This is a genomic window from Agaribacillus sp. DX54 (assembly GCF_056858335.1).
In genome coordinates, this window is sequence record NZ_JBXEQE010000022.1 from 19,991 (window position 1) to 44,625 (window position 24,635).

Consider the following 24,635-nt stretch of genomic DNA (forward strand, 5'->3'; position numbering starts at 1 on the left):
TTTAAGTCGCACAGAGGAACAAAACAAGAGATTTATACCAGCGAGGTGTATTTGACAGGGTGAGTGTTCTACCCATGCTCTACCGGTACTAGTTTTGAACCAGGAACACTTCGTATCTGTTACATGGATTAAAAAGCCTGAAAACAGTGGCCCCATCGTTTGGAAGTTCTGAGGCATATACTTCACTTCCTTCAAAAATAGCATCGGTGATTTCCCGGAGGTCATTTTCCAGTCCGGTGGAGCCGTCGTCGAAATAGAATTCTTCAGTCAATGTAATGGTAACTTTGTTGCCTTCGCTGGTTGTTGGTTCGAATGCTCTTACATAGATACTACCATCTTCCATGAGCAGGCCGATAGCATAAGGGGGAAGGTTAGGGTCAATGGGATTTATGCCGTAGAGAAAGGCAAAACCGGAGGCTTCCGGGAATTTTTCTTCGATGATTCCGCCTTGCGCCAGTGAGTTGCCCTCTCCGTCAAAAACAAAAATGACATTTACGGTGTATGCATTATTGGGTTGAAAACCAAAACCTGTACTGTTAAGCAAGCTACTTATGACAGTAACGTCATTACTACCTCCGGGGATCCGCCCTTTATAAGTGGGCCCCGGTTCAGTGGAAGCATTACATAGAGGCGGGGCAGTCATCTCAAAATTATCAAGAGAGACTTCACTAATTGTAATCTGCTGACCTCCTGCCACAAAAGTTACAGGTTCTACCAACACCAGACTCCCATCGCGAAATGAATAGGCAGTGTTTTGGCGAATTCCTACCAGACCGTTGGTTAATACTTCATCCACAGTCGTGCCCACACCAGCGACATCAGCCAGGATATTTCTTCTTTCCAGATCGATAGACCAGAAGACAGAAATATTTCTGTCTTCAAGGATGAGTTGTTGAATAGGAGGATCTCCTCCGAAAATTTGCGAAGTCAGCGTGCCAAAGGCATTGAGATTTTCAGAGATTTCGCGCGCAAAGGAAGATGCTGCGCCCGGTGCTGCAGGAGTGAAAGTCAGTACTGTGGGCGATCCGAAATCGGTCGCACTGTTAAAGATGAGGTTGTCACCCACTTTTTGATCAAAAATAAATTCGAACTCAGCCCCAAAGTTAGCCTGTTCCTGTTCGAACAGGAAGTGGAAAACGCCATAAGTCTCCAAAATCAATTCCAGCCCTAATGCATTATCGATTCGGTAGGTAATGGTCTGATCATAAAATTCACCATTGTTAACAGCTACATCTGATTGAATCCTGACTTCTCCATTTTCATCAAAATCGAGGAGCATAAAAAACACCCCGGCATCTGGCCTGGGCTGATATTCCAGTTGCCATCCATTGGCAGGGGCCGTAAGCTCGTTCCTGAGACCTGATATGGCCTCATTCACCCTTTCTTCCACTGATGGCAGTCGTGGGCCATCGTCATCGTTACACGAAATTGTCAGAATCAAACACAGAAAAACCGCTGGTGTTTTATATAATCTGGTCATGAAATATTCAAAGTTTTGATTGAACCGCCTCCCTTAATTTCAGGAGATTTACGCCAGTCACCTTTTCATAGTGTTCGGAAATGGCATTGACTTTTTGTCTTATCCGTTCCCTTCCCTCATTTCTGCTGACACATTCCGGTGTATCACAATCAGCTTCATCCGTTAGCACATTATCGATAAAATTAGTGTCAAAAAGGTAAAAAGCCACTGTTTCTGCAAAGTCCTCATTGGGAGAACTGGAGGCGTAGGGTGAAACAAAGCCTCGTTGCAATGCTTCTTCCTCGGGTAAATTGAACCAGGAACCAGCGCTGGTATAGCCGGTGGGAGAAATGGTTTCGAAGGCTGTCGGAAGCTTGTAGCGTTGATGGACTGTATGGGCAAACTCATGATATACGGTTTGTAGTTGCAGGTTTCTCCAGTCAGTATCCTCAGGATCAATTGCATTGACATTGGTAAATGTAATCCTCGCCCCGGCATCCGCTGTTCCTAAAGTGACCGTTCCGTCTTCATTATAGATAAACCCGCCTAAAAATACAATCTCAACCGGAACGTGATCCACGAAAAACTCCTCCCCATTTTCAATTTCAAGGTACGGCGCAATCCAGAAGTCCTCGATGAAATCCAGCATGGGCCTGACAACCTCTACTCTTGGCGGGGTTGCCCGTTCATCGGGATCGACAAACCGGTCCACAAACCGGTACCTGATAGCCATGTTGTATTTTTGCGTGAAATTCTCATCGATGTACTGGTCCAAAGGAGTCAATTCAACATTTGTGTCCCTTACCGGAACATTTAAAGATTCATCGTCATAACAGGAGTTAGTAACAAGCAACAATCCCACAAAAAGTGTGAACTTCATGAAGTTGCCTTTGGAAAAAATCGTGTTAAACATCTCAATCTGCTTTTTCGTTATCTAATTTCTTTTACAAATTATCTTGGGTTAGGTCTCAGACCACCTACATCTATAGCCGACTCCGGTATCTGAAGTACTTTGCGCCGGTCATCTTCCCTGAGTGTAATCACAGATACATTATCACCCAGTACGTGTCTTACTTCGAGCTCAAACCTCCTTATGTCAAACCAACGCATACCCTGTGCAATAAATTCTTTCCTTTTTTCAAGCAAATAATACCGCATCATAGCTGACTGATCAGTGACAAATGGATTGCCACCCGCCCCAATAAAATTCCTGATACGGGAAAGGGATAACGTTAAATCATCAGCCTGTCTATACCGTTTATCGGTCAGTACCTGAAGGTCAGAAATGGCATCATTAATCCGGTTTTGGCGGATATAGGCTTCAATGCGGTTCAAAAGGACTTCTTCGCCTCTGAACGCTAAGGCAATATGATAGGGAAACCCAACATTTGAATTCAACCCGCTTCTTTCGAAAAGGTTTTCGTACCTGGATGGAAATGTGCCGTTGATTCCTTTTACGAAGGAAGGATCCTGCCTGTCATCGATAGTGCCGCCGCCAAATGGATGCGTGGAGAATAAGCCGCTGTAAATCTCGTCGGTAGGGCCGTGTGCAAAATCAGTTCTTTGTACCAGGGAGATTTTTCTCATCAACATTAAATTACTGGCCTGGCTGGGAGAAGAATACAGTTGTGGATAGCCTTCTATGGAGGCACTTGCAGCCCGGAACTCATCCGAAGTAAGATCCCGGACAAAAAACGAAGGGTCGGCCCCCAGTAATTGATTGCTAAATTCAATGCACCGGTCATATTCCTCTTTGAACAAATAAAAACGGGAAGCAAAGGCCAGCGCGGCATTTCTGTTGAAATGATATTTGCCCGAGTTTTCGAAAAAATTATCATTAACCAGCTCAATTCCTCTCAGCATATCGGCCTCCGCCTTGTCATACACTTCCTGAACGGAATTACGTTCATACTCGGCGATAAAAACTGTTTCGGGTTCTTCTATGTACGGTACGCCGGGGTCGCTGGCGGATGAGCTCTCGTCATAATTTCTTGCAAAAAGCGTGACCAACATAAAATGTCCGTAGGCCCTCGTTAACCTGGCTTCCGATTCAATGGCCGCTTTTCTGGCCTGCAGTTCTTCAGTATTTGCCGGTAGTTCGTCCAGTACGGCCAGCACTTCATTGGCATGTGCAATGGCATTGTAAGTTTCAAACCAGAAAAAGGCCGGTGTATCCTGATCGGTGGGGCCGCCGGTAAAATCCTGCCAGGTATAGGCTTCACTGTGATTAGGCCTGATATTGACGCCCCGGGTAAATCCTGCATTATCGGTCATCCAGTCAGTAAAAGCATAGCTGGAGATGGAATAAGCATTGGTGAGCACCTGGGCAGCTTTTTCCAGATCATCCAGGGTCACCCGGTTATCGGGTACCTCGTCAAGGAAACTGTCACAGGACGTACCTATGAATAACAAGATGAATGTAAGTAAGCAACTAACCCCTTTAAAATGGTGTCTTTGTCCCCGGTCTCGTTGAATAGCTACTATATTACTTAATAACATCTGATGAAATCTTTAGAATCCTATATTCAAAGAAAATGTAACCAGTCTGGGTTGCGGAAGCGATACACCGCCTGACCTGAAAAACTCAGGATCCTGTCCGTTTAACGCATCATCTGAATACAACAATGCCAGATTTTGCCCTTCTACGGCTAAACCCGCACTCGCAAGACCAAACCGGTTGATCCATTGAGAAGGCACCTGGTATGACAATCTGACATTTCTCAATCTTACGTAGTCACCATTGGCTACCCGTACATCACTGTTATTGAATAGCTGATAGGCCTGAATAATATTGCCGTCACTTTGCGCCACACCCAGATCCAGAATAACCGGAATGTTAGTCCTGTTTTCATCGCCGGGAACTGCCCACCTGTCTGCCAACTCTCCTGGCAGGGCATCAAAATCCGTGTACGTGGGGAAAAAGCCGTCGTTGAGCCTGATCTTGTAGTCAAATTTGAAAGATAGTAAAGCAGTAAGGGTGAATCCTTTGTAGGTGAAGGTGTTGGAAAACCCTCCCGTACCCCTGGGTTCGGTTGGCCCTTCAAAGGTAAGGATATCATTCAGGTTGTTTCTGTCCTGGAGATCATATTGAAATACCGTTTCACCGTTTTCATTGAAGAATTGAGGAATGCCCTGCGAATTCAAACCGGCAAATCTTGTGGAAAACAATCCCCTTCTGGGGCCTCCAAGCACCGCCGCCCCATTCTGGCTGATGGCGTCTGCGATTCTGGGCCCAAAATCAAGCCTCGTGATTTCATCACGGGTATAACCGACATTAAATCTCGCATTCCAGGCAAAATTTCCTTTGCGCATAATAAGAGATGCCAGCGACACCTCGTAACCTACAGCTTCCATGTCTGCAAAATTACCAAATTTTAGTCCCTGGCCTCCTACACCGCTGGTTTGAACGGTGCCGATAAGATCAAAAGCTTCCCTGATATAGAAATTAAACGATCCGCTAAGTCTGTTTTCTTTCAGTCCAAAGTCCAGGCCAACATTAAACTCCCGCAGTTTCTCCCAGGTCAGCTCGGTGTTAGTGAGGTCCACAATCTGAAGAAAAGGTTCTACGTCCGTCGGACGAATGGTAACATCTGATTGCAGGTTGAGCAGGGCGCTTGCCTGGGGGGGCAGATTACCGGAAATGCCATAGGTACCCCTTAATTTCAGATAGTCAAAGGGTCTGAATATGGAAATATTTTGAAAGAATGGTTCATTCTCGATATTCCAGGCCCCGCTGACATTCCAGGTAGGTAAGAAACGTGCAGCGTCACTTTCCCCCAACTGATTAGAACCGTCGTAGCGAACCGTGAAATTAGCGATGTAACGTGACTTATAAGCATATCCTCCGTTGAAAAACAGCCCGAAAAAGCGGTCCCGCTCTTCATTTAGCCCGAAATAATCAATGTTTTGCAGGTTGAAAAACTCGATGATGGAAGGATCGGTTACAACCACCCCGCCACTCTCATACACCACACCAATGCCGGTAGCACTTTTGGCCGTCCTGTTGGTAAAACGCAACTCTTGTCCTGCCAGGACATTAAATTCGTGCATATCGTTTAAGCTGTAAGACCATTCGGCACTTATTCTGTTGAAAATATTGATCAGTTCACTTTCATCTAAATAATTGAAACCACCTTGTGGTAGCACTACCTGAGGGTTCAGACCAGGGTTGTTGGGGTCTCTGAAAAGCAGGTTATTAGCGTCCTGGATAAATTGTGTTTGGTTTGCGCGGTAAGCCTCGGCCTGGTTAGAGTTTTCATGTACGGTATGATCCCGTTCCGTATTGGCAAACCTTGCCTGTGCCACGCCTTTAATAGAAAGATTATTAATCGGATTGACCTCAAAATCCATCTGGGCCGATACGTCTGCGACCTGAATATCAATAAAGTTAAGCTCCAGCTCTTCCAGGATATTGAACGGAGCAAAATTGCGCCTGAAGAACTCCCTGTTACCATTTTCGTCGTAAGGCCTGATGGAACGGGCTGTATTTAAGGCATAGCTTAAAGGGTTGATATCAAAGCTTCGGCTAAACCTTCCGGTAATAGGATCAAATTCCCTGTTTCTTGTGCCGGGCACTTTTTGATCCCGGTAACTGGCATTGAGTTTTAGTCCGAAAGTGAACTTATCAGAAATAAAATAGGTGTTTCTGGCAGTTCCTGTGAATCGCTGAACCCTGTCGGCGATGGTTTGTCCCTGGTCATTGAGATAACTTATCGAATAATAATTGTTGGATTTTTCATTACCCGTGGTGAAGCTTAATGAATGTTGTTGCTGCAAGCCCACATCCCGGAACAGTACATCAAACCAATCCGTGTTGGCATTTTCATACTGGTTGAGGAAAGCTTCGTTTAATGTAGACCCGGGGCCCCATGGCAGCTCATGGTTAGCAATCAAGGTGAACATTTTCCCTACGGCACCATAGTTTTGGGAACGTACCGAGGTACTGATATCTATCAGTCCTTTTTCAAACAATTCCCGGTAAACAGACATTTCTTCGGCTGAATTCAACAGGTTAAACTGGTTATAAGTCGGCCGGAGTTTTCCGGAGAAGTTACCGGTATAATTCACCTGGAGCTTACCGCTTCTTCCCCGTTTGGTGGTAATAACAATTACCCCATTCGCTGCGCGGGCTCCATAAATGGCGGTCGCCGAGGCATCTCTCAGGATCTGGAATGACTCAATGTCATTGGGGTTGAGATTGGCGATAGAGGAACTGACCAGGGTGTTGGAATTTCCTGAAATAAAATCTTCGGTATCCACGTTGGTGAGATCTTCGAGAATGACCCCATCTACCACAAAGAGTGGCTGATTATTGCCATTAATGGAGGCATTACCCCGGATTCTGATCCTCGGTGATGTTCCAAACGTTCCCGATACATTATCTACGCTTACACCGGCCGCCTGCCCTTCCAGGTCCCTGCTCACGTCCACGGTACTGATTGCCTGGATATCCTCCATTTTTATATTTTCAGCGGCTCCTGTAAACAGCTTTCTGTCGACTTCCTGAAAACCTGTCACTACCACCTCATTAAGCAGAGATGACTCCTCCTTAAGTGCTACTGACAGGGGCGCATTGTTTTGAATGGGTATTTTTGTGGTTTCCATACCCACCATTTGAAACACCAGCACTTCTCCAATCCTGACCTGGATCGAAAAATCACCATCCACTCCTGAAATGGTTCCTGTGGTAGTACCTTCAATAAAAACGGAAACCCCGGCAAGCGCCTCTCCACTTTCATCCGTCACTTTTCCTGTAACCGTTGTTTGCTCCTGGGCAATGGAAGGAATAATCCGGATAAAAAGGGCTATCAATACTATTATCCAGCCCTTTTTCTTAAATACTGGATTGTATTTGGAAACCATAGCATCAATTTCCTTGAAATTTTACTCCAATCTAAAGGTCAAATCAACATCGAGAAGTCCCTGAACCGCCTGATTGACAACTCGTATGGAAATAAAACCAGCATCACCTTCGTCATTTTTAACAGTAGGTGCCTGGAGCTGATCGAATTGAACTCCTGAGATCGTGACAAAATCATCGTTTGTAGCGGTGGCTATATCTTCACCGTCAAAATCGATAATGACAAATCTCCATTCTTCATCAGTCAGGACAATACGGTTATTATCCGGATTTATTGATATACTGAATGGTGCAGTAAGATTGTTGAAAGGCCCGGCAACAACTACCTGATCATCGTCTGGGGAATCGGCAGGAAGAAGCTGTATAATGATGTCAGCAAGGCTATCCACCCCGGTCTCATCCGGATCCCACGCGGCATCAGCATTTGTTTCGGGATAGATATTGACAAATATGCCCGTTAAAATGCGTTCTTTTACAGTAATTTCCTGAGAAGTTTCTACAAATTGTTCATCGGCCGTAAATGCTTTCAGGGTGACAGTTACGGATCCGGGAGTTGTAAAGGTAACGGAGGGGGAAATATCTGTAATCGGATCTAAGCCATCACCGAAATCCCATTCATACCTTGCGGCATTGATGGAAAGGTTATCGAACATGACAGGTACCCCAACTTCTATCTCTGCCGGTTGTACCTCGAAAGCAGCGGTAGGCAATGGCAGGGAATCATCATCACTGCACGAAAGAGCAAATATGGCCACGAAAACAAACCATAAGCTTTTGTAAAATCTTGTCATACATTTTAGAGTTTAGTAAAATTTATGTATTATTCGTTAAAGTATTTTGTATCAATTGTATTTAATAGACGCTACAAAACTACAAAAAGTGTGTTTATGATGTTTAAAATTAACCAAACGCAGCAAATATAATAATATTATTGCCTTTTAAAACGATGGGTTTTCTGCTTTTAGCATTATAATGATCTTTTTAAAAGTAACCAGAATAGAATGTTAATCAAAACAATATTTCCGGAAAATACGTTCAAATCGCTTATTTGAGACGCGACTGAGTCGTTAATGAAAGACAATATAAGGCCTCGACCGGCTGAGTCTGACTGGTAATCCCCTATGAAAACTGAAAACTAAATGTATCCGGTTATTGGCTAACTGAAATAACCGAAGTACCTTCGGCAATATTTACCGGATACACTTTGATGCTGTGGCCAAATCTTTCTTCAAAATTCCGGCTAATCTGTCCGATCATATTTTCCGGATGATCGTCCAGTACCAGATTCAGTGTACAACCCCCAAAGCCACCTCCCATCATTCTGGCACCCAGAATTTCAGGATAATATCGGGATTGCTGCACTAAAAAATCCAGCTCTTCGCAACTAACCTCGTAGTCCTGGCTCAGGCCGGCGTGTGTGGTGTACATGATTTTGCCTAATGTGGCAAACTCTCCCTGCTCAAGGGCCTTGGCAGCTTCTTTAACGCGTTGGTTTTCTTTTATAACATATTCACACCGTTTAAGTATATTAGGTGAAAGGCCGGCACTTACCTGTTCAAGCTGGGCCAGGCTGGCATCCCTGAGACTGTTAATCTCCGGAAAAGCCTGATGAAGGGCATTTACACCAATTTCGCACTCTTTTCTTCTTTGGTTATATTCAGAATCCCCCAGCGAATGGTGAACACAGGAATCAAATAGTATCAATGAAACGTTTTGAAAAGATGAAGGATGGTATTTGAATTCCATGGTTTTACAATCCAGCTCGATGGCGTTGTTGTGCTTTCCAAACATGTTGGCAAACTGATCCATAATGCCGCATTTAACACCTACAAAATGATGTTCGGCCGCTTGACCTGCAAGGGCTATTTCCATCCTGTCCATGCCCATATCAAACAATTGATTCAACCCGAAAATGATGCCACATTCCAGCGCGGCCGATGATGACATACCCGCACCAATCGGAATGTTACCCCCGAAAACGCAATTGAAACCCGATACGGACTTTTTTAACTTCTTTAGTTCATTGACGACACCTACTACGTAATTGCTCCAATGTTGATCTTTAGGGCACAATTCGTCGTCAATATTGAAGCTTATCCTGTCGTCAAGGTCATAGGCAATGACTTCACACTGCCTTGTTCCGTTGGATGCCATCGCCAGGTAAGTCATTCTGTCAACGGCCGCTGGCAAAACCAAACCTTCGTTGTAGTCAGTATGCTCGCCCAGCATATTGATCCTTCCGGGAGCGCTAATCATAATGGGTTTATCCTGGAAACGATCCTGAAAACCTAAGGTGAAAGCAGTATGGATTTTTTTTATGTAGTCTTGATTCATTGAAATACCGGTAACCGGTCAATAAGCGTAAATATAACGGTTATTAATCAATATTAAAAAGAATGCTGATTAATCATTCGAATGGCAACAAAATTGTATGTTGACTCAGGTGTTTGGCTTTGGCATGGAACCCGGTGTTACAATGAGTCAGGAGTTTGGTTCTTGTTTTGGCACTTGGTTATGTGAGGACTCCGGAGTTGAGCTTTTGTTTAGTGCTTGTCAGGCGATTAGTCATACTATGACTTTGAGTCATAGTATGACGCTTTAATAACAGCTTAATTGCCAGAGGTCAGTGTTTGCCAAACCGCTTTAAATTTTGGTTAACATATTTTTTCAAGCCTTCCAATTCTTAATAAATACTTAACTCACGGTTAAAATTCTATTCACATTTAGTTAATTAATTGTACACATCAAATTTATGTTTACAAAACAATGCAGAAAGGGAAAATTTTAATATTTGATGATGATGTGGAGGTGTTGGAATTATTGAAAGATCATTTGGAAAAAGAGGGATACAAAGTAAACGCCTATAACAAAGGGGACCTGGCGATGCAGCACGCGCTGGAATTTCTTCCTGACCTGTTCATCATCGATCCACTAATGCCAGATATGGATGGATTAAAGTTTTGCAGGGCAATTAAAGAAAATGAGGTTTTTAGCAACGCCTATGTGATATTTCTTTCAGAGAAAAATGATGAGTCGCTGGAAATAGATGCTTTCGAGAACGGGGGGGATGATTTTGTCCCTAAGCCGGTTAAAATTCGTGCGCTTAAAGAGCGGGTGAATAAAATTTTTGCCAGAAAAATACAAAAAGGTGAAAACCTGGAATTGATAGCCGATGGTAAGCTCGTCATCAACCATAACAGCTACACCGTTTTTCTTGGTAAGAAGGAATTGAATTTTCCAAAAAAGGAGTTTGATCTCCTGAGGTTTTTGGCGGCAAACCCGCAGAAAGTGTTTTCCAGGGATGACTTGTTATCCAATATCTGGTCGAGCGATTATGATGTACAGCCGAGAACCATCGATGTACATATCAGAAAGATTCGTGACAAAATAGGAAAAAATTATATCAGCACCATCAAGGGAGTAGGATACCGATTTAATCTTGGAAAGTAGCATAGATACGTTGCTTATGCGTATTCCGAAATTTTCAAGCCGCTTAGATCCAATTCAACATCTGTCCATTCCCCGTTGATAAGTACTCTAACGTATTTAAAACCTATTTCTTTTAGCATATAAGCCGCCTTTTCAAAACAGTTGATGATTTCTTCGGGGTGATGGGCGTCAGAGCTAAGGGTGATGGGAATTTTCATTTGTTTAACCTTTTCTAAAATCCACTGGCTGGGATAGGTATGTACCGTTTTCTTTTTGTAAATACCCCGTGTGTTAACCTCCAGTATTGCGCCGGAGGCCTTGATTTCTTCCAGGGTGTGCATTATTTCGTATTGATACCAGCGGTTAAATTCGTGGTAAAACTTGCTTTCCCGGTTTTGAATTTTGATTTTGTCCAAATGGCCTATGATATCGGGGCAGGCTTCCCTGACCATGGCCCTGGTTAGCTGAAAATAACGCTTGATTACTTCCATGATATCATTTTTAAATATGGCGTGTAGCCCTTCCAGAAATGTGTTGTGATTACCATCGATTTCCCAGGGTTGGCCGTTTTCATACTGATCTATAAAATGAATGGCACCTATGGTGTAATCAAGGTCCAGATTCAAGATAGAAGGATGCCTGGGTGAGATGACATCCGGAATGTAGTCGACTTCCATGCCAATGTAAAGCTGGATTTGATCGGCATATCTTTTCTTTAAAATCTGTAATTCGTTGATATAATTGAGTGTTTCCTGAGGACGCATACACCAGTCGCATTCAAATGGCAGCGGTGCGTGTGAACTGAAACCATAAGAAAATACTTTCATATCAATAGCCCTTTGAACATATCTTTCAGGCTCAAATTTCCCATCGCAATAAAAACAGTGACTATGAAAATTACTCCAGCTCATCAACTAAACAACAGTTTAAAATAACAAAAGGTTATATTATAAGCTAACGAAATAACCACCCGCAAAGATGATAGGAAATCCATTTAAAAAAACTTGTTTACAAATTTTTAACTTAAAATTAACGGATAGATAAAGTTGAAATAATTTTAAGGCTTTTGATTAGCTGGCAGATCAATATATTTGAATCTGGCTATAGATTCTAGGTGCCACATGCAGAAAAAAGAAAAACTGGTTTTCATTGTTAACCCGATTAGTGGCTATGGAAAAAATGCCGGGATAGAAAAACTAATTGCCAGGCATCTTGATCAAAGCAGGTATGAGTATGAGCTGTTAAAAACAAGCTTTCCGGGCCATGCCCGTGAACTGGCCAATGGGGCTATCGACAACCATGTCGATATGGTGGTTGCCGTTGGTGGTGATGGTACGATGAACGAAATAGCCCATGTTCTGGTAAATACACAGGTAAAACTGGGTATTATTCCTTTGGGATCGGGTAATGGGCTGGGGAGGCATGTGGGTATATCTTTAAATCCCAGAAAGGCCATTAATGTGATTAACGAAGGGAGATGTGTAGCTGTCGATACATGTCTGGTTAATGATACAACTTTTGTCAACATAGCCGGTGTCGGTTTTGACGCATTCATCAGTAAAATTTTCAATCAAAGCCAGGAAAGGGGCTATTTGACCTATCTGAAGTGCATTATCCAAAACATTAACAGATACCGCCCGCAGCATTATACATATAACCATCAAGGAAAACCAATTCAAAAAAACTACCTGACCATTGCTTTTGCAAACTCCCGGCAGTATGGCAATAATGCCTACATCGCGCCGCTTGCAAGCATTACGGACGGTTACCTGGATGTGGTATTTGTCAGGCCTTTTCCTGCTTACTACTGGCCGATGCTGATTTTCAAGACGCTGACAAAAACCCTGCACACCTCCCGGTACATCAGCACTTACCGGACACGGCGCTTTCATCTAAAATCAAATCATCCTGTTCCCATGCATGTGGACGGAGACTTTCTTGGCATTCACAATAGTTTTAACGTACAAATTCAGCCTGAAAGTTTACAGCTTATCGTAGGAAGGGAGGTTATTTAAAATAAACTTAAAACTGGCTTAACACTTGGTTGATGTCTGAAAGTTATTTTTGTAAAAACCCCCAAAATCGTGAAGACAATTCTTTTTAAATATCAAAGTTTGTTGATTAGCCTGTTTCTTACCAGGCTCTCCTCGTTTTACTCCCCGTTGAAAGCCAGCAAGAGGAAAAAGCGTATTATCAGAAGATACTTTTAACGCCGGGGCATGGGCAAGAAAAAGAGAGAGGTTGACATTGTGGTGATTTCAGATATCCACCTGGGTACGTATGGCTGTCATGCCAAAGAGCTGCTCCAGTACTTAAAAAGTATCAAACCTAAAAAGGTAATTTTAAACGGCGATATTATCGATATCTGGCAGTTCAGCAAACGTTATTGGCCCAAATCGCATATGCAGGTGGTGAAGCATATCATGGGGTTGATAAGTAATGGTGTGAAAGTTTACTACATTACAGGGAATCATGATGAGTTACTCAGAAAGTTTGTAGGTTTCAGATTGGGCTCCTTCAGCATATTGAACAAGCTGGTGCTTAAGATTAGCGGCAAACGTGCCTGGATTTTCCATGGGGACGTGTTTGATGTTACTATGCAACATTCCAAATGGCTGGCTAAGCTTGGGGCGATTGGGTATGACACGCTGATTTTGATCAACAGGGCGGTGAACTTTTTTTCGGTTAAACTGGGAAGCGGACCTGTTTCAATGTCCAAAAAAATCAAAAACGGTGTGAAATCTGCCGTAAAATTTATTAACAATTTTGAGCAGACCGCCGCAGACATTGCCATCTCCAACGAATATGATTATGTCGTGTGTGGCCATATCCATCAACCTGAGATAAAAACCATGACCAACAGGGAAGGGGAGGTTATTTACCTGAATTCCGGTGACTGGGTCGAGAACCTGACGGCCCTCGAGTGCACAAAGGGCGTATGGGTGATGTACCGGTATCACGAAGATGAAAATGCCAAGCGAATTGACATCAATAACGGCAGGGACAAGTCATTGGAAAATGGCCAGCTTTTCAAGAAACTCCAGCAGGAATTTAATTTATTAAAAAAATGAGGATACTTTATGCTATCCAGGGCACGGGTAACGGACATCTAAGCCGGGCCAGGGACATCATCCCTGTTTTGCAGCAAAAAGGTGAGGTTGATATTGTCGTAAGTGGTATCCAGGCTGACGTTACACTGCCGTATGACATAAAGTATAAACTGCGCGGGTTTAGTTTTATTTTTGGAAAAAAAGGGGGGGTAGATGTGTGGCAAACCTATCTTAAATCCAAATCCAAGAAACTTTACAAAGACATCAGGCAAATCCCGGTAGAAGACTATGATTTGATCCTCAACGATTTTGAGCCTGTTTCTGCCTGGGCCGCTTATCTGAAGAAAATTCCCTGTGTCGGGTTAAGTCATCAGGCGGCGGTGGTCAACAAAAATTCCCCCAAACCCAAGAAAAAAGATCTGCTGGGCCAAATTATTTTAAAAAAGTACGCGCCTGTTTCTGTACAATATGGTTTTCATTTCCAATCGTATGATGACAATATTTTTACACCGGTGATCAGAAAGCAAATACGGGACTTAAAGACTGATAATTTTGGTCATTACAGTGTATATCTGCCAGCGTATGAGGATAAAAAACTGATAAAATTCCTTTCGCGTTTTGACAAAACAAACTGGGAGGTATTTTCAAAACACAATCAAAAGGAAATAAAACATAATAATGTGGTAGTTAAACCGATAAATAATGAAGCGTTTCTGGAAAGCCTTCGCACCTGCCAGGGAGTTTTATGCGGGGCTGGGTTTGAAACACCGGCCGAAGCCCTGTTTTTAGGCAAGAAATTGATGGTTATTCCCATGAAGGGGCAGTATGAACAACAATGTAACGCGGCGGCATTGAAAAAAATGGGGATACCTGTTGTAAAATCCCTAAAGAAAAAGTATAATGCTAAAGTTATAGATTGGCTGGAGTCGAATCAAATAGTATCGGTTGATTATCCTGACATCACCAGGGAAATCATTGACCACATTATTGAAAAAGGCCCATATCAGGTTAGCAAAAAAGCCCATAATTTTTTAGAGGCTGATTATTTTTTAAAACAGGCCTGATTTTTTAAAAGTTTCTTGAAATACATGATTATATCCAGTGCTGATTTTGGAAAAGGCTTTCAATGGGGTGTTTCAACAGCCGCCTATCAGATAGAAGGCGCGTATCAAAAAGATGGAAAAGGTCCTTCAATTTGGGACCAGTTTACCAGTGTCAAAGGGAATATACAAAGCGGGCATCATGCCAACAATGCGTGTGATTTTTATCACAGGTTTGAGCAGGATATTGACCTGATGCGATACATGGGCATCAAAAACTTCAGGCTTTCGCTGGCCTGGACCCGGATATTTCCCGAGGGGAGGGGCCGGGTTAACCGGAAAGGCGTTGAATTTTATCACCGGTTGTTTGACTACTGCCTGGAGATGGGCATAGAGCCGTGGGTTACCTTGTATCACTGGGATCTCCCATATGCGCTGGAATTGAAAGGAGGCTGGACCAACAGGGATATTATTTACTGGTTTCAGGATTATATCGCCTTTTGCATCAAGCAATTTGGCGATAAAGTAAAACATTGGATGATCATGAACGAACCCATGGTTTTCGTGGGGGCAGGCTATTTTTTAGGCGTTCATGCACCGGGAAAAAAAGGCCTGGGAAACTTTTTGCCGGCAGTTCATCATGCTACGCTGGCCCAGGCCGCCGGAGCCGAGGCAGTCAGAGCCATTGCCTCTCATGCCGAAATCGGAACTACTTTTTCCTGTTCCTACATTGAACCATATAGCCACCGGCTGAAAGATGTAAACGCTGCCATCAAGGTGGATGCTTTGTTAAACAGGTTGTTTATTGAACCCACTTTGGGATTGGGATATCCTTTGAAAGAGCTGAAAGCATTAAATAAAATCGAAAAGTATGTCAAAGCCGGAGATGAAAGTAATATGAAGGTGGATTTTGATTTTATTGGCATTCAGAATTATACGCGTGAGATTGTAAAGTTTGCCCCGATGGTACCTTTGATCAGGGCAAAACTGGTGAAAGCCAGGAACAGGGGCGTGAAAACGACATTAATGGGTTGGGAGGTTTTTCCGCCGGGTATTTATAAAATGTTGAAAAAATTTGATGCCTACAGTGACATAAAGAAGATTATTGTCACAGAAAATGGTGCGGCTTTTAATGACACACTGTCTATGAATAAGGTAATCGATGAGTCCAGGGTAAATTATTTGAAGGATCACATTGCCCAGGTTTTGAGAGCAAAAAAGGATGGGGTGAAAGTCGAGGGTTATTTTGTATGGACTTTTCTGGATAATTTTGAATGGGCCGAAGGTTATCATCCCAGGTTTGGGTTGGTTTATGTAGACTTTCAAACCCAGCAAAGAATCGTAAAATCATCAGGTCTGTGGTATAAAAACTTTTTGGGTCACAATGGCCTGGCCAATTAAAGCGCGATACCTCTAAAAAGCATGGGATTTAGTCGGGCAAGTTTGTTGACTGGGGTAGTTTGAATTCAATGATTTCTTTAAGACTTAGTTGTAATTCCTTTTTGTATATTTTAAAGATAAGTGACCATTCCTCCTTGGCCATAAAGCCATCAGAGTTCGCAATGCTTCTCATCCAGGCAAGGGCTCTCGTCTGCTCTTCTCTGGTACATGATTTTAATAAATTTATGCACATTCTATACACCTCATCCAGGGGCAGATGCCTGATGGACGCCATGATGTGATCGAATGCTGATATGTCGATCTGCTCTGATTTTATCATCCGTTCACAAATCTTTTTTTCGAAATCACTGATTTTTCCGTCGGCCGAACTGACCAGGTAATAAAGTGATACAATCGCTTCTATAAACCTTTCGCTTTGTGTGACCATAATTTTAATTGCTTCCCGTTGAACCTAAAATATCGATTATCTTGAACTTTTTTGTAAATATCCTTTTAGAGGAATTGAAATAAAAGATTTTCTAAAAGGCGAAAATACGCAAGTGAGTTTTTTGTTTTTTTACATCTGAAAGCCTTTTAAACCATTAGTTTTGACTCATATAAAATGTGTAGTCCGGATCAGGTAACTCAAAATCAAGTATTTCCTCCAGTGTAATATCCAATTCTTTGTTGTATACCTGATAAATGATCGACCATTCCTGGTCTCCCAGGTGTCCATCGGCATTGGCAATTTTGTTCATCCAGGCCAGACATTTGACCTGCTCGGGCTTTTCGCATTGACTCAAGGCCCGGACTCCCCTTTCCAAAATATATTTGTGTGACATAGATTGGATTTCATTCAGAATCAAATCCGCCACATGCTCCGATATATTTTCTTTGTGCTTAATGAACTCGTACATTCTTGTTTCAAAGTGAGTCATATTTCCGTTTGTATTACCTATTAGATAGCAGAGCGACAATGTACTCTCGGTAAACTTCGATAATGTTCCAGTATTTTTCATGATGTTTTTGGTTTACCATTCTTGGTGCATAATGTTTGCCAAAGTTTTATCAGGGTTGAAATTTCATTAAAAAACGCCCTTAGCACCTTGAAAAGGCCTTTTTTGAAGGGTGGGAAATTGTTAAGAATAATTCCCAAAATGGGAATTGGGTTTTTTGAGGGGACAAAATTCCCAAAAAGGGACAGCTATCTGGCTGACAGGGAGAATAAAAAAACCCGGTTGCGCGCAACCAGGTTTGAGATAAGTCTAAATCAAAGTATTATTTTTTATCGTCAACTTCTTCAAATTCAACATCAGAAACATCACCATCTTCAGAAGAAGAAGCGCTTCCTTCCGCACTATCCGGTCCTGGTTGCGATTCACCACCAGGGGCTCCGGCGCCCTGTGTAGCTGCATACATTTCCTGTGCTGCTCCTTCCCAGGATTTATTGAGCGCTTCCATGGCAGCATCGATGGCAGCGATATCTTTTGACTCATGTGCCGCTTTCAGCTTATCAAGGGCCTCATTAATGGCAGTCTTGTTGCCATCCGATAATTTGTCGCCATATTCCTTCAACTGTTTCTCAGTCTGGAATATCAGCGAGTCAGCCGCATTGATTTTATCGATTTTCTCTTTTTCATTCTTATCTGCCTCCGCATTGGCCTCGGCCTCTTTTTTCATCCTTTCGATTTCGTCTTCCGTTAAACCTGAAGATGCTTCTATGGTAATCTTTTGTTCCTTTCCGGTGCCTTTGTCTTTGGCAGAAACATTTAAAATACCGTTAGCGTCGATGTCGAAAGTTACTTCGATCTGCGGCATACCTCTTGGCGCGGGAGGAATATCCCCCAAATGAAATTTTCCGATAGTCCTGTTGTCCCTGGCCATTGATCGCTCACCTTGCAACACATGAATTTCAACGGTGGGCTGATTGTCTGCCGCTGTTGAAAATACTTCTGATTTTTTCGAAGGAATGGTAGTGTTGGCCTCAATCAATTTGGTGAACACGCCGCCCATGGTTTCAATACCCAAAGATAGCGGGGTCACATCCAGTAATAAAACATCTTTTACTTCCCCGGTCAACACCCCGCCCTGGATAGCGGCACCAATGGCAACCACTTCGTCGGGATTTACGCCTTTTGAAGGCTTCTTACCAAAAAACTTCTCTACTTCTTCCTGAATTCGCGGAATTCTGGTAGACCCACCTACTAATATTACCTCATCAATTTCCGAAGTACTCATGCCTGCGTCACGGATCGCTTTTTTACAGGGCTCCAGGCTTCTTTTTATCAAATCATCTGCCAATTGCTCAAATTTGGCCCTGCTGAGCGATCTTACAAGGTGTTTTGGAATACCGTCGACCGGCATAATATACGGGAGGTTGATTTCGGTGCTGGTGGAGCTTGATAATTCTATTTTGGCTTTTTCCGCTGCTTCCTTTAATCGTTGCAGCGCCATCGCATCTTTTCTTAAATCGATCCCTTCATCTTTTTTAAACTCTTCAGCGAGCCAGTCGATGATGACCATGTCAAAATCGTCACCACCCAGGTGAACGTCGCCGTTGGTTGATTTTACCTCAAATACCCCGTCGCCAAGCTCCAGAATTGAAATGTCGAATGTACCACCTCCCAAGTCATACACCGCAATTTTCATATCCTTATTTTTCTTGTCGAGTCCATAGGCCAGGGCAGCGGCAGTAGGCTCATTGATTATTCTTTTTACATCCAGCCCGGCAATTTGACCGGCCTCCTTGGTAGCCTGTCTTTCGGCATCGTTGAAATAGGCAGGTACGGTGACTACCGCCTCTGAGATCGTAGTACCGAGATAATCTTCACCCGTTGATTTCATTTTTTGCAAAATCATGGCAGAAATCTCCTGAGGAGTATATTGCCTGTCCCCGATTTTAATCCTTACCGTGTCGTTATTACCTTTTTCCAGGTCGTAAGAGACGTGTTTTCTTTCCGCATCTACATCCGAATATTTTTTACCCATAAATCTTTTTACAGACATGATGGTATTTTTAGGATTGGTAATAGCCTGTCTTTTGGCCGGATCACCTACTTTTCTTTCCCCCTTACCATTGTCCAAAAAGGCTACAATCGATGGTGTCGTTCTCCTTCCCTCACTATTGGGAATAACCACCGGCTCATTACCCTCCATTACAGCCACGCAAGAGTTTGTAGTTCCTAAGTCTATTCCTATAATTTTTCCCATTTGATATAATTATTCTTTGGTTATAATAATCTGTTCTACTTTCAAACCATTCATCAATGTTTGTACCAAGACGCTTTCTTGCTGATATATGTGACAGATTGGCAGAATTTATAAGTGATTAACCCATCAAACGGTGTATTAAGACACAATATAATAGGTAACCTTGCGGAATTATTGCAGTATTGACGTAATTATCCCTATTTTTGCAGCCGTCAAAAGATCAGAAACCACGGAAAAACAGGATTTCCGGTTTGGTTCATCAGGCAGGTGACAGAAAATATGGAATTAGCAAAAGAGATAGAAAAAAGAAGAACATTTGGAATTATCAGCCACCCTGATGCCGGTAAAACCACGCTTACGGAGAAATTACTCCTTTTTGGAGGAGCCATTCAATCGGCAGGTGCTGTTAAATCCAGTAAAATAAAGGATCATGCCCGTTCGGATTGGATGGAAATCGAGAAGCAACGGGGAATCTCAGTGGCCACCTCGGTGATGGCCTTTAATTATAATGGTAAAAAAATAAATATTCTCGACACCCCCGGGCACCAGGATTTTGCGGAAGATACTTACCGTACCCTGACCGCTGTCGACAGTGTTATTATGGTAATCGACTGTGTCAAAGGGGTTGAAAGGCAGACAGAAAAGCTGATGGAAGTCTGCCGTATGCGAAATACACCGGTAATTTGTTTTATCAACAAGCTTGACAGGGAGGGCAGGGACCCTTATGAGTTACTGGACGAAATCGAGTCGAAACTATCCATCAGGATCAGACCACTGAGCTGGCCTATTGGTATGGGAAAAAGCTTTCATGGTGTATACAACTTATATAATAAAAGCCTTTACCTTTTTGAACCCAGCAAACAAAAGCTCGGGGAAACAGGTATAGCCATTAGCGATATTACTGATCATATACTGGAAAAAAAGATAGGCGACCTCAACGCCGCCGGGCTCCGTGAAGATATTGAGCTGATAGAAGGTGTATACCCTGAGTTTAAAGTCGATGCGTATCTATCGGGCCTTGTGGCCCCGGTATTTTTTGGCAGTGCTGTTAACAATTTTGGTGTGAAGGAATTGCTGGACACCTTCGTAAATATAGCTCCTCCTCCTAAGTCAAGGGAAACCGAAGAGCGGGTCATTGAACCGGACGAAAACAAGTTTTCCGGTTTTGTCTTTAAGATTCATGCCAATATGGATCCCAGGCACAGGAACCGTATTGCATTTATCCGTGTTTGTTCCGGCAAATTCGAAAGGGGCAGGAATTACCACCATGTCCGGCTGGAAAAGAATTTCAGGTTTTCAAATGCCACGGCCTTTCTGGCCCAAGACCGGGAAACCATTGACGAAGCCTGGCCAGGGGACATCGTCGGTATATATGATACCGGAAACCTGAAAATTGGTGACGCTCTCACGGAAGGGGAGATTGCCAATTATAAAGGGATTCCCAGCTTTTCTCCGGAGATTTTTAAGGAAGTAATTAACCAGGATGCTTTGAAGGCAAAACAATTAAACAAAGGGCTGGATCAGTTAATGGAGGAGGGAGTAGCCCAGATATTCAGCTATGAAATGGGCAGCAGGAAAGTCGTAGGAACGGTTGGTGCCCTGCAATTTGAAGTAATTCAGCACCGGTTGAAACATGAATATGGTGCCACATGCAGGTTTGTGCCTATCAATTTATACAAGGCCTGCTGGGTCGGCAGTGACAACAAAAAAGCTTTAAACGAATTTATAAAATCAAAGCACAGGCATATTGCTCGTGACAAAGATGGAAAAATTGTATTTATGGCAGAGTCGAAAGCCTGGCTCCAGATGGTTCAGGAAAATTTTCCCGAAATAGATTTCCACTTTACATCGGAATATTAACCGGATGCTTTACCAACAACATTTGTGTCAGTTTTGAAGTTAAATTACCAGATCATTTACGAAGATAACCACCTGCTGATCATTGACAAGCCTGCAGGGGTATTGGTTCAGGGAGATAACACCGGGGATTTTTCGGTCGTCGATCTGTATAAGCGGTACTTAAGGGATACTTACAAAAAAACCGGTAATATATTTTTGGGATTGGTACATAGAATTGACCGGCCGGTTAGCGGGTTGATCGTGTTGGCAAAAACCTCCAAGGCCCTGGAAAGAATGACCAGGTTATTTCAGCAAAGAGAGGTATCCAAGACCTATTGGGCCATGGTTAAAAACAGGCCGCCTGAAGAGGCATTAACTTTGACACACTGGCTGTTTAAAGATCATCGCAAGAATTTGGTCAGAATTCATAAAAGTGATAAAAAGGGGGCAAAAAAAGCTACTTTAAAATACTGCTTGCTAGGAAGAATAGGGGATTACTACCTACTGGAAGTTAAGCCGTTGACAGGCCGTCCACATCAGATCAGGGCCCAGTTGGCTGCAATAGGTTGTCCTATAGTCGGTGATGTGAAATATGGTTTTCCAAGTGCTAACAGGGATGGGAACATTCAGTTACACGCAAAGTCACTAAGTTTTTTGCACCCTGTCAGGAAGGAAGTGATGAATGTGACTGTGCGCCCTGGAAATAGCGAAATGTGGAAATTGTTTAGAGATTTTCAATAATCCGGCTTACTTTTACATGACTTGGAAACTCATAGATTATTATGATGTTATACCTTGTCCGGTGGATTAACTGATGGTAAAGCATGAGTTAAGGCAAGGATGGAAAGTGATTTTGATGAACTTTTTAGCGTTGTCCTGACTGATTTCCAAAAGCCAAATCCAGGTGTTAAGAATTTAAGCTAAATGGCGCAGCAAAATAATTTTTTTGAAAGACTAAAAGAACGGTGGCAATTGGATAGCTTGTTTCAGGTACTGGTTGTTTTACTGGTATTTGCCTGCACAGGTTTTACCGTGCTGTTTTTGAAAAGACCAATACTTGGGCTTGTAGGGGAGGAGGCTAAAGATTCGGTTTTGTACAGTTTTTTATATTACCTTTTGATATTACCGCTATACCAGGTGGTTTTGCTTGTTTATGCATTTGTTTTTGGGCAGTTTAAATTTTTCTGGGCTTTTGAGAAAAGATTTTTTAACAGGATCGGCCAGCTCTTTAATGGAAGGAAAAAGTCTCAGTAGATTTAACAAACCTTCTTATAACCAGATGGACGCAGGCCTTAATTGCTAGGGTCGAAGGACCAGTGAGCGAGACCACCACTCGATAGTAAGTACACCGGCATTTTCATTTCGCCGCCCAAAACCTTTGTGTCTTGGTGCTTTTATGGTTCCCTTTTTTTCACCACGGATGCACTAAGACACAAAGAGGCGCTAAGAAATTTGTTGAAAATATTGTGTAAAAATGGATACCTGCCCCATTTTTGTGTAAAACCGCGGATTAGTTCAATATAGACTCGGCCAGAACGATAACGTTATTATTGAGCACTTCCACTATGCCGCCATCCACTACGAGACTGTGTGTACCTTCACTATCCTTATAAACCAAATCACCTTTACTAAGGGAACTGATCAGGGGAGCGTGGTCTTTCAATACCTGAAACGAGCCATCGGTACCTGGAAATGTTGCGGATTCTACCTCTCCTTCAAAAACCTTTTTGTCGGGGGTGATAATTTCTAAATGCATACCAGTTAAATTATTGGATCCGTTATTGAAAAACGAAGCAGCTTATTTAGCCTCAGCAATCATTTTTTCACCTCTTTCAATGGCATCTTCAATAGGCCCCGCCAGGTTAAATGCCATTTCGGGTATGTGATCTAACTCACCATTCAAAATCATGTTGAAACCCTTGATCGTATCCTTGATATCAACCAAAACGCCTTCAATACCTGTAAACTGTTCAGCTACATGGAAAGGTTGGGAGAGGAATCTTTGAACCCTTCTCGCCCTGTGAACCACTTCCTTGTCTTCATCTGACAACTCATCCATTCCCAGGATGGCTATGATGTCTTGCAGTTCTTTGTAGCGCTGCAATATTTGCTTCACGTTTTGTGCGCAGTTGTAGTGCTCGTCACCCAGGACTTCAGCGGTCAGAATCCGCGATGTGGAATCGAGAGGGTCCACTGCCGGATAAATACCGAGCTCAGAAATTTTTCTGGAAAGTACAGTAGTAGCGTCAAGGTGGGCAAATGTAGTAGCCGGCGCCGGGTCTGTCAGGTCATCAGCAGGAACATAAACGGCCTGAACCGACGTAATAGATCCCCGTTTTGTAGAGGTAATCCTTTCCTGCATGGCACCCATCTCCGTTGCTAATGTTGGCTGATATCCTACCGCTGAAGGCATTCTGCCCAACAGGGCCGATACTTCTGAGCCAGCCTGGGTAAACCTGAATATATTATCAATGAAAAAGAGGATATCCCTGCCTTCCCCTTCTCCGTCCCCATCACGGAAATATTCTGCTACCGTCAAACCTGACAAAGCCACCCTGGCGCGGGCACCCGGAGGCTCATTCATTTGACCGAATACAAGTGTAACCTGGGAATTGGCCAATTCTTTCTTATCGACCTTAGACAAGTCCCAGCCTCCTTCTTCCATAGAATGAAGGAATTCGTCGCCATATTTGATGACTCCTGACTCTATCATTTCACGCAAAAGGTCATTACCTTCCCTGGTTCTTTCCCCGACACCGGCAAACACAGACAACCCGGCATAAGCCTTGGCAATATTGTTAATCAACTCCTGGATCAATACGGTTTTGCCTACACCCGCACCGCCAAAAAGTCCGATTTTGCCACCTTTTACGTAGGGTTCTAACAGGTCAATTACTTTAATGCCGGTGAACAGGACCTCGGTAGAGGTAGAAAGTTCCTCAAACTTCGGTGCATTTCTGTGGATGGGAAGGCCTTTATTTTCCTGAGGTTGATCAATTCCATCAATGGCTTCACCAACTACATTGAATAACCTCCCCCTGATTTCTTCACCGGTAGGCATTTTTATGGGTGAACCTGTGTCTGAAACAGCCATGCCTCTTGTTAAACCCTCAGTACTGTCCATGGCAATGGTCCGCACCCTGTCTTCTCCCAGATGCTGCTGGCATTCTAATATGATTTTTTGATTATTTTCTTTTGTAACTACCAGTGCATCGAGAATATTGGGTAGTGAATCTTCGGTGTCAAAACTAACATCCACTACCGGACCGATCACTTGTGTAATTTTGCCTGTTTTTGCCATGTTTTATTAAATCTTAAAAATGGATCTTGCATGTTAAATTTTCAGAGTGCAAAGCTAAACGATTAAT

20 protein-coding genes are annotated in these 24,635 nt (G+C 43.0%); 8 read left to right on the plus strand and 12 right to left on the minus strand.

From position 1 onward, the window contains the following. Positions 1–88: 88 nt before the first annotated feature. The 6 genes from AC04NP_RS20465 to galK form a co-directional block, all read right to left on the minus strand. Positions 89–1,480, minus strand: a complete 1,392-nt coding sequence (locus AC04NP_RS20465; RefSeq protein WP_482861803.1) for a DUF4302 domain-containing protein — start codon at positions 1,478–1,480, stop codon at positions 89–91. 7 nt (positions 1,481–1,487) lie between these two features. Continuing rightward, complete coding sequence (locus tag AC04NP_RS20470; protein WP_482861804.1) at positions 1,488–2,372, minus strand: putative zinc-binding metallopeptidase; 885 nt, start codon at positions 2,370–2,372, stop codon at positions 1,488–1,490. Between the two features lie 38 nt (positions 2,373–2,410). Next, positions 2,411–3,958 carry a RagB/SusD family nutrient uptake outer membrane protein gene (locus AC04NP_RS20475; protein WP_482861805.1) on the minus strand — a complete coding sequence of 516 codons (1,548 nt, stop codon included), beginning with the start codon at positions 3,956–3,958 and terminating at the stop codon, positions 2,411–2,413. 12 nt (positions 3,959–3,970) lie between these two features. Continuing rightward, positions 3,971–7,321 carry a SusC/RagA family TonB-linked outer membrane protein gene (locus tag AC04NP_RS20480; protein ID WP_482861806.1) on the minus strand — a complete coding sequence of 1,117 codons (3,351 nt, stop codon included), beginning with the start codon at positions 7,319–7,321 and terminating at the stop codon, positions 3,971–3,973. 21 nt (positions 7,322–7,342) lie between these two features. After that, positions 7,343–8,110 (minus strand): PKD domain-containing protein, encoded by a 768-nt coding sequence (locus AC04NP_RS20485; protein WP_482861807.1) that lies wholly within the window; start codon positions 8,108–8,110, stop codon positions 7,343–7,345. 358 nt (positions 8,111–8,468) lie between these two features. Further along, the gene (galK, locus tag AC04NP_RS20490; RefSeq protein WP_482861808.1) at positions 8,469–9,653 is read right to left on the minus strand and encodes a galactokinase; all 1,185 of its coding nucleotides are present in this window, start codon (positions 9,651–9,653) and stop codon (positions 8,469–8,471) included. Positions 9,654–10,085: 432 nt separating this feature from the next. Between galK and AC04NP_RS20495 the strand changes: the two genes are divergently transcribed. Next, a complete protein-coding gene (locus tag AC04NP_RS20495; protein ID WP_482861809.1) occupies positions 10,086–10,769 on the plus strand; it encodes a response regulator transcription factor in 684 nt (227 codons plus the stop codon). A gap of 14 nt (positions 10,770–10,783) precedes the next feature. On the opposite strand, the gene AC04NP_RS20500 is transcribed toward AC04NP_RS20495, so the two are convergent. Next, on the minus strand, positions 10,784–11,659 hold the full coding sequence (locus tag AC04NP_RS20500; protein ID WP_482861810.1) for a histidinol-phosphatase: 876 nt from the start codon (positions 11,657–11,659) through the stop codon (positions 10,784–10,786). Between the two features lie 210 nt (positions 11,660–11,869). Here AC04NP_RS20500 and AC04NP_RS20505 point away from each other — a divergent pair, with 210 nt between their 5' ends. The 4 genes from AC04NP_RS20505 (at position 11,870) to AC04NP_RS20520 (ending at position 16,239) form a co-directional block, all read left to right on the plus strand. Continuing rightward, on the plus strand, positions 11,870–12,763 hold the full coding sequence (locus AC04NP_RS20505) for a diacylglycerol/lipid kinase family protein (RefSeq protein WP_482861811.1): 894 nt from the start codon (positions 11,870–11,872) through the stop codon (positions 12,761–12,763). A 204-nt stretch (positions 12,764–12,967) separates the two neighbouring features. After that, on the plus strand, positions 12,968–13,819 hold the full coding sequence (locus AC04NP_RS20510; protein WP_482861812.1) for a UDP-2,3-diacylglucosamine diphosphatase: 852 nt from the start codon (positions 12,968–12,970) through the stop codon (positions 13,817–13,819). Next, positions 13,816–14,862, plus strand: coding sequence for a glycosyltransferase family protein (locus AC04NP_RS20515; RefSeq protein WP_482861813.1), 1,047 nt, complete (start codon positions 13,816–13,818; stop codon positions 14,860–14,862). The genes AC04NP_RS20510 and AC04NP_RS20515 overlap by 4 nt, the downstream gene beginning before the upstream one ends. A 24-nt stretch (positions 14,863–14,886) precedes the next feature. Beyond that, positions 14,887–16,239 carry a GH1 family beta-glucosidase gene (locus AC04NP_RS20520; RefSeq protein WP_482861814.1) on the plus strand — a complete coding sequence of 451 codons (1,353 nt, stop codon included), beginning with the start codon at positions 14,887–14,889 and terminating at the stop codon, positions 16,237–16,239. A 28-nt stretch (positions 16,240–16,267) separates the two neighbouring features. Here AC04NP_RS20520 and AC04NP_RS20525 read toward each other — a convergent pair whose 3' ends face one another. The 3 genes from AC04NP_RS20525 to dnaK all read right to left on the minus strand — a co-directional run bounded on the left by AC04NP_RS20525 (position 16,268) and on the right by dnaK (position 19,428). Next, the gene (locus tag AC04NP_RS20525) at positions 16,268–16,666 is read right to left on the minus strand and encodes a TerB family tellurite resistance protein (RefSeq protein WP_482861815.1); all 399 of its coding nucleotides are present in this window, start codon (positions 16,664–16,666) and stop codon (positions 16,268–16,270) included. Between the two features lie 154 nt (positions 16,667–16,820). Beyond that, entirely contained in the window at positions 16,821–17,237 is a 417-nt protein-coding gene (locus AC04NP_RS20530) for a TerB family tellurite resistance protein (protein ID WP_482861816.1), read from the minus strand. Between the two features lie 259 nt (positions 17,238–17,496). Then, positions 17,497–19,428 (minus strand): molecular chaperone DnaK, encoded by a 1,932-nt coding sequence (gene dnaK, locus AC04NP_RS20535; protein WP_482861817.1) that lies wholly within the window; start codon positions 19,426–19,428, stop codon positions 17,497–17,499. A gap of 279 nt (positions 19,429–19,707) precedes the next feature. On the opposite strand from dnaK, the gene AC04NP_RS20540 reads away from it, so the two are divergent. From AC04NP_RS20540 to AC04NP_RS20550, 3 genes are all read left to right on the plus strand, one after another. Further along, entirely contained in the window at positions 19,708–21,288 is a 1,581-nt protein-coding gene (locus tag AC04NP_RS20540) for a peptide chain release factor 3 (protein WP_482861818.1), read from the plus strand. A gap of 24 nt (positions 21,289–21,312) precedes the next feature. Then, positions 21,313–22,008: an RluA family pseudouridine synthase gene (locus AC04NP_RS20545; RefSeq protein ID WP_482861819.1), complete on the plus strand. Its 696-nt coding sequence runs from the start codon at positions 21,313–21,315 to the stop codon at positions 22,006–22,008. A gap of 183 nt (positions 22,009–22,191) precedes the next feature. Further along, positions 22,192–22,521: a DUF6787 family protein gene (locus AC04NP_RS20550; protein WP_482861820.1), complete on the plus strand. Its 330-nt coding sequence runs from the start codon at positions 22,192–22,194 to the stop codon at positions 22,519–22,521. A 256-nt stretch (positions 22,522–22,777) separates the two neighbouring features. Here AC04NP_RS20550 and atpC read toward each other — a convergent pair whose 3' ends face one another. Both atpC and atpD read right to left on the minus strand, forming a co-directional pair. Next, positions 22,778–23,023 (minus strand): ATP synthase F1 subunit epsilon, encoded by a 246-nt coding sequence (atpC, locus tag AC04NP_RS20555; protein WP_482861821.1) that lies wholly within the window; start codon positions 23,021–23,023, stop codon positions 22,778–22,780. 42 nt (positions 23,024–23,065) lie between these two features. After that, complete coding sequence (atpD, locus tag AC04NP_RS20560; RefSeq protein ID WP_482861822.1) at positions 23,066–24,568, minus strand: F0F1 ATP synthase subunit beta; 1,503 nt, start codon at positions 24,566–24,568, stop codon at positions 23,066–23,068. Between the last annotated feature and the right edge of the window lie 67 nt (positions 24,569–24,635).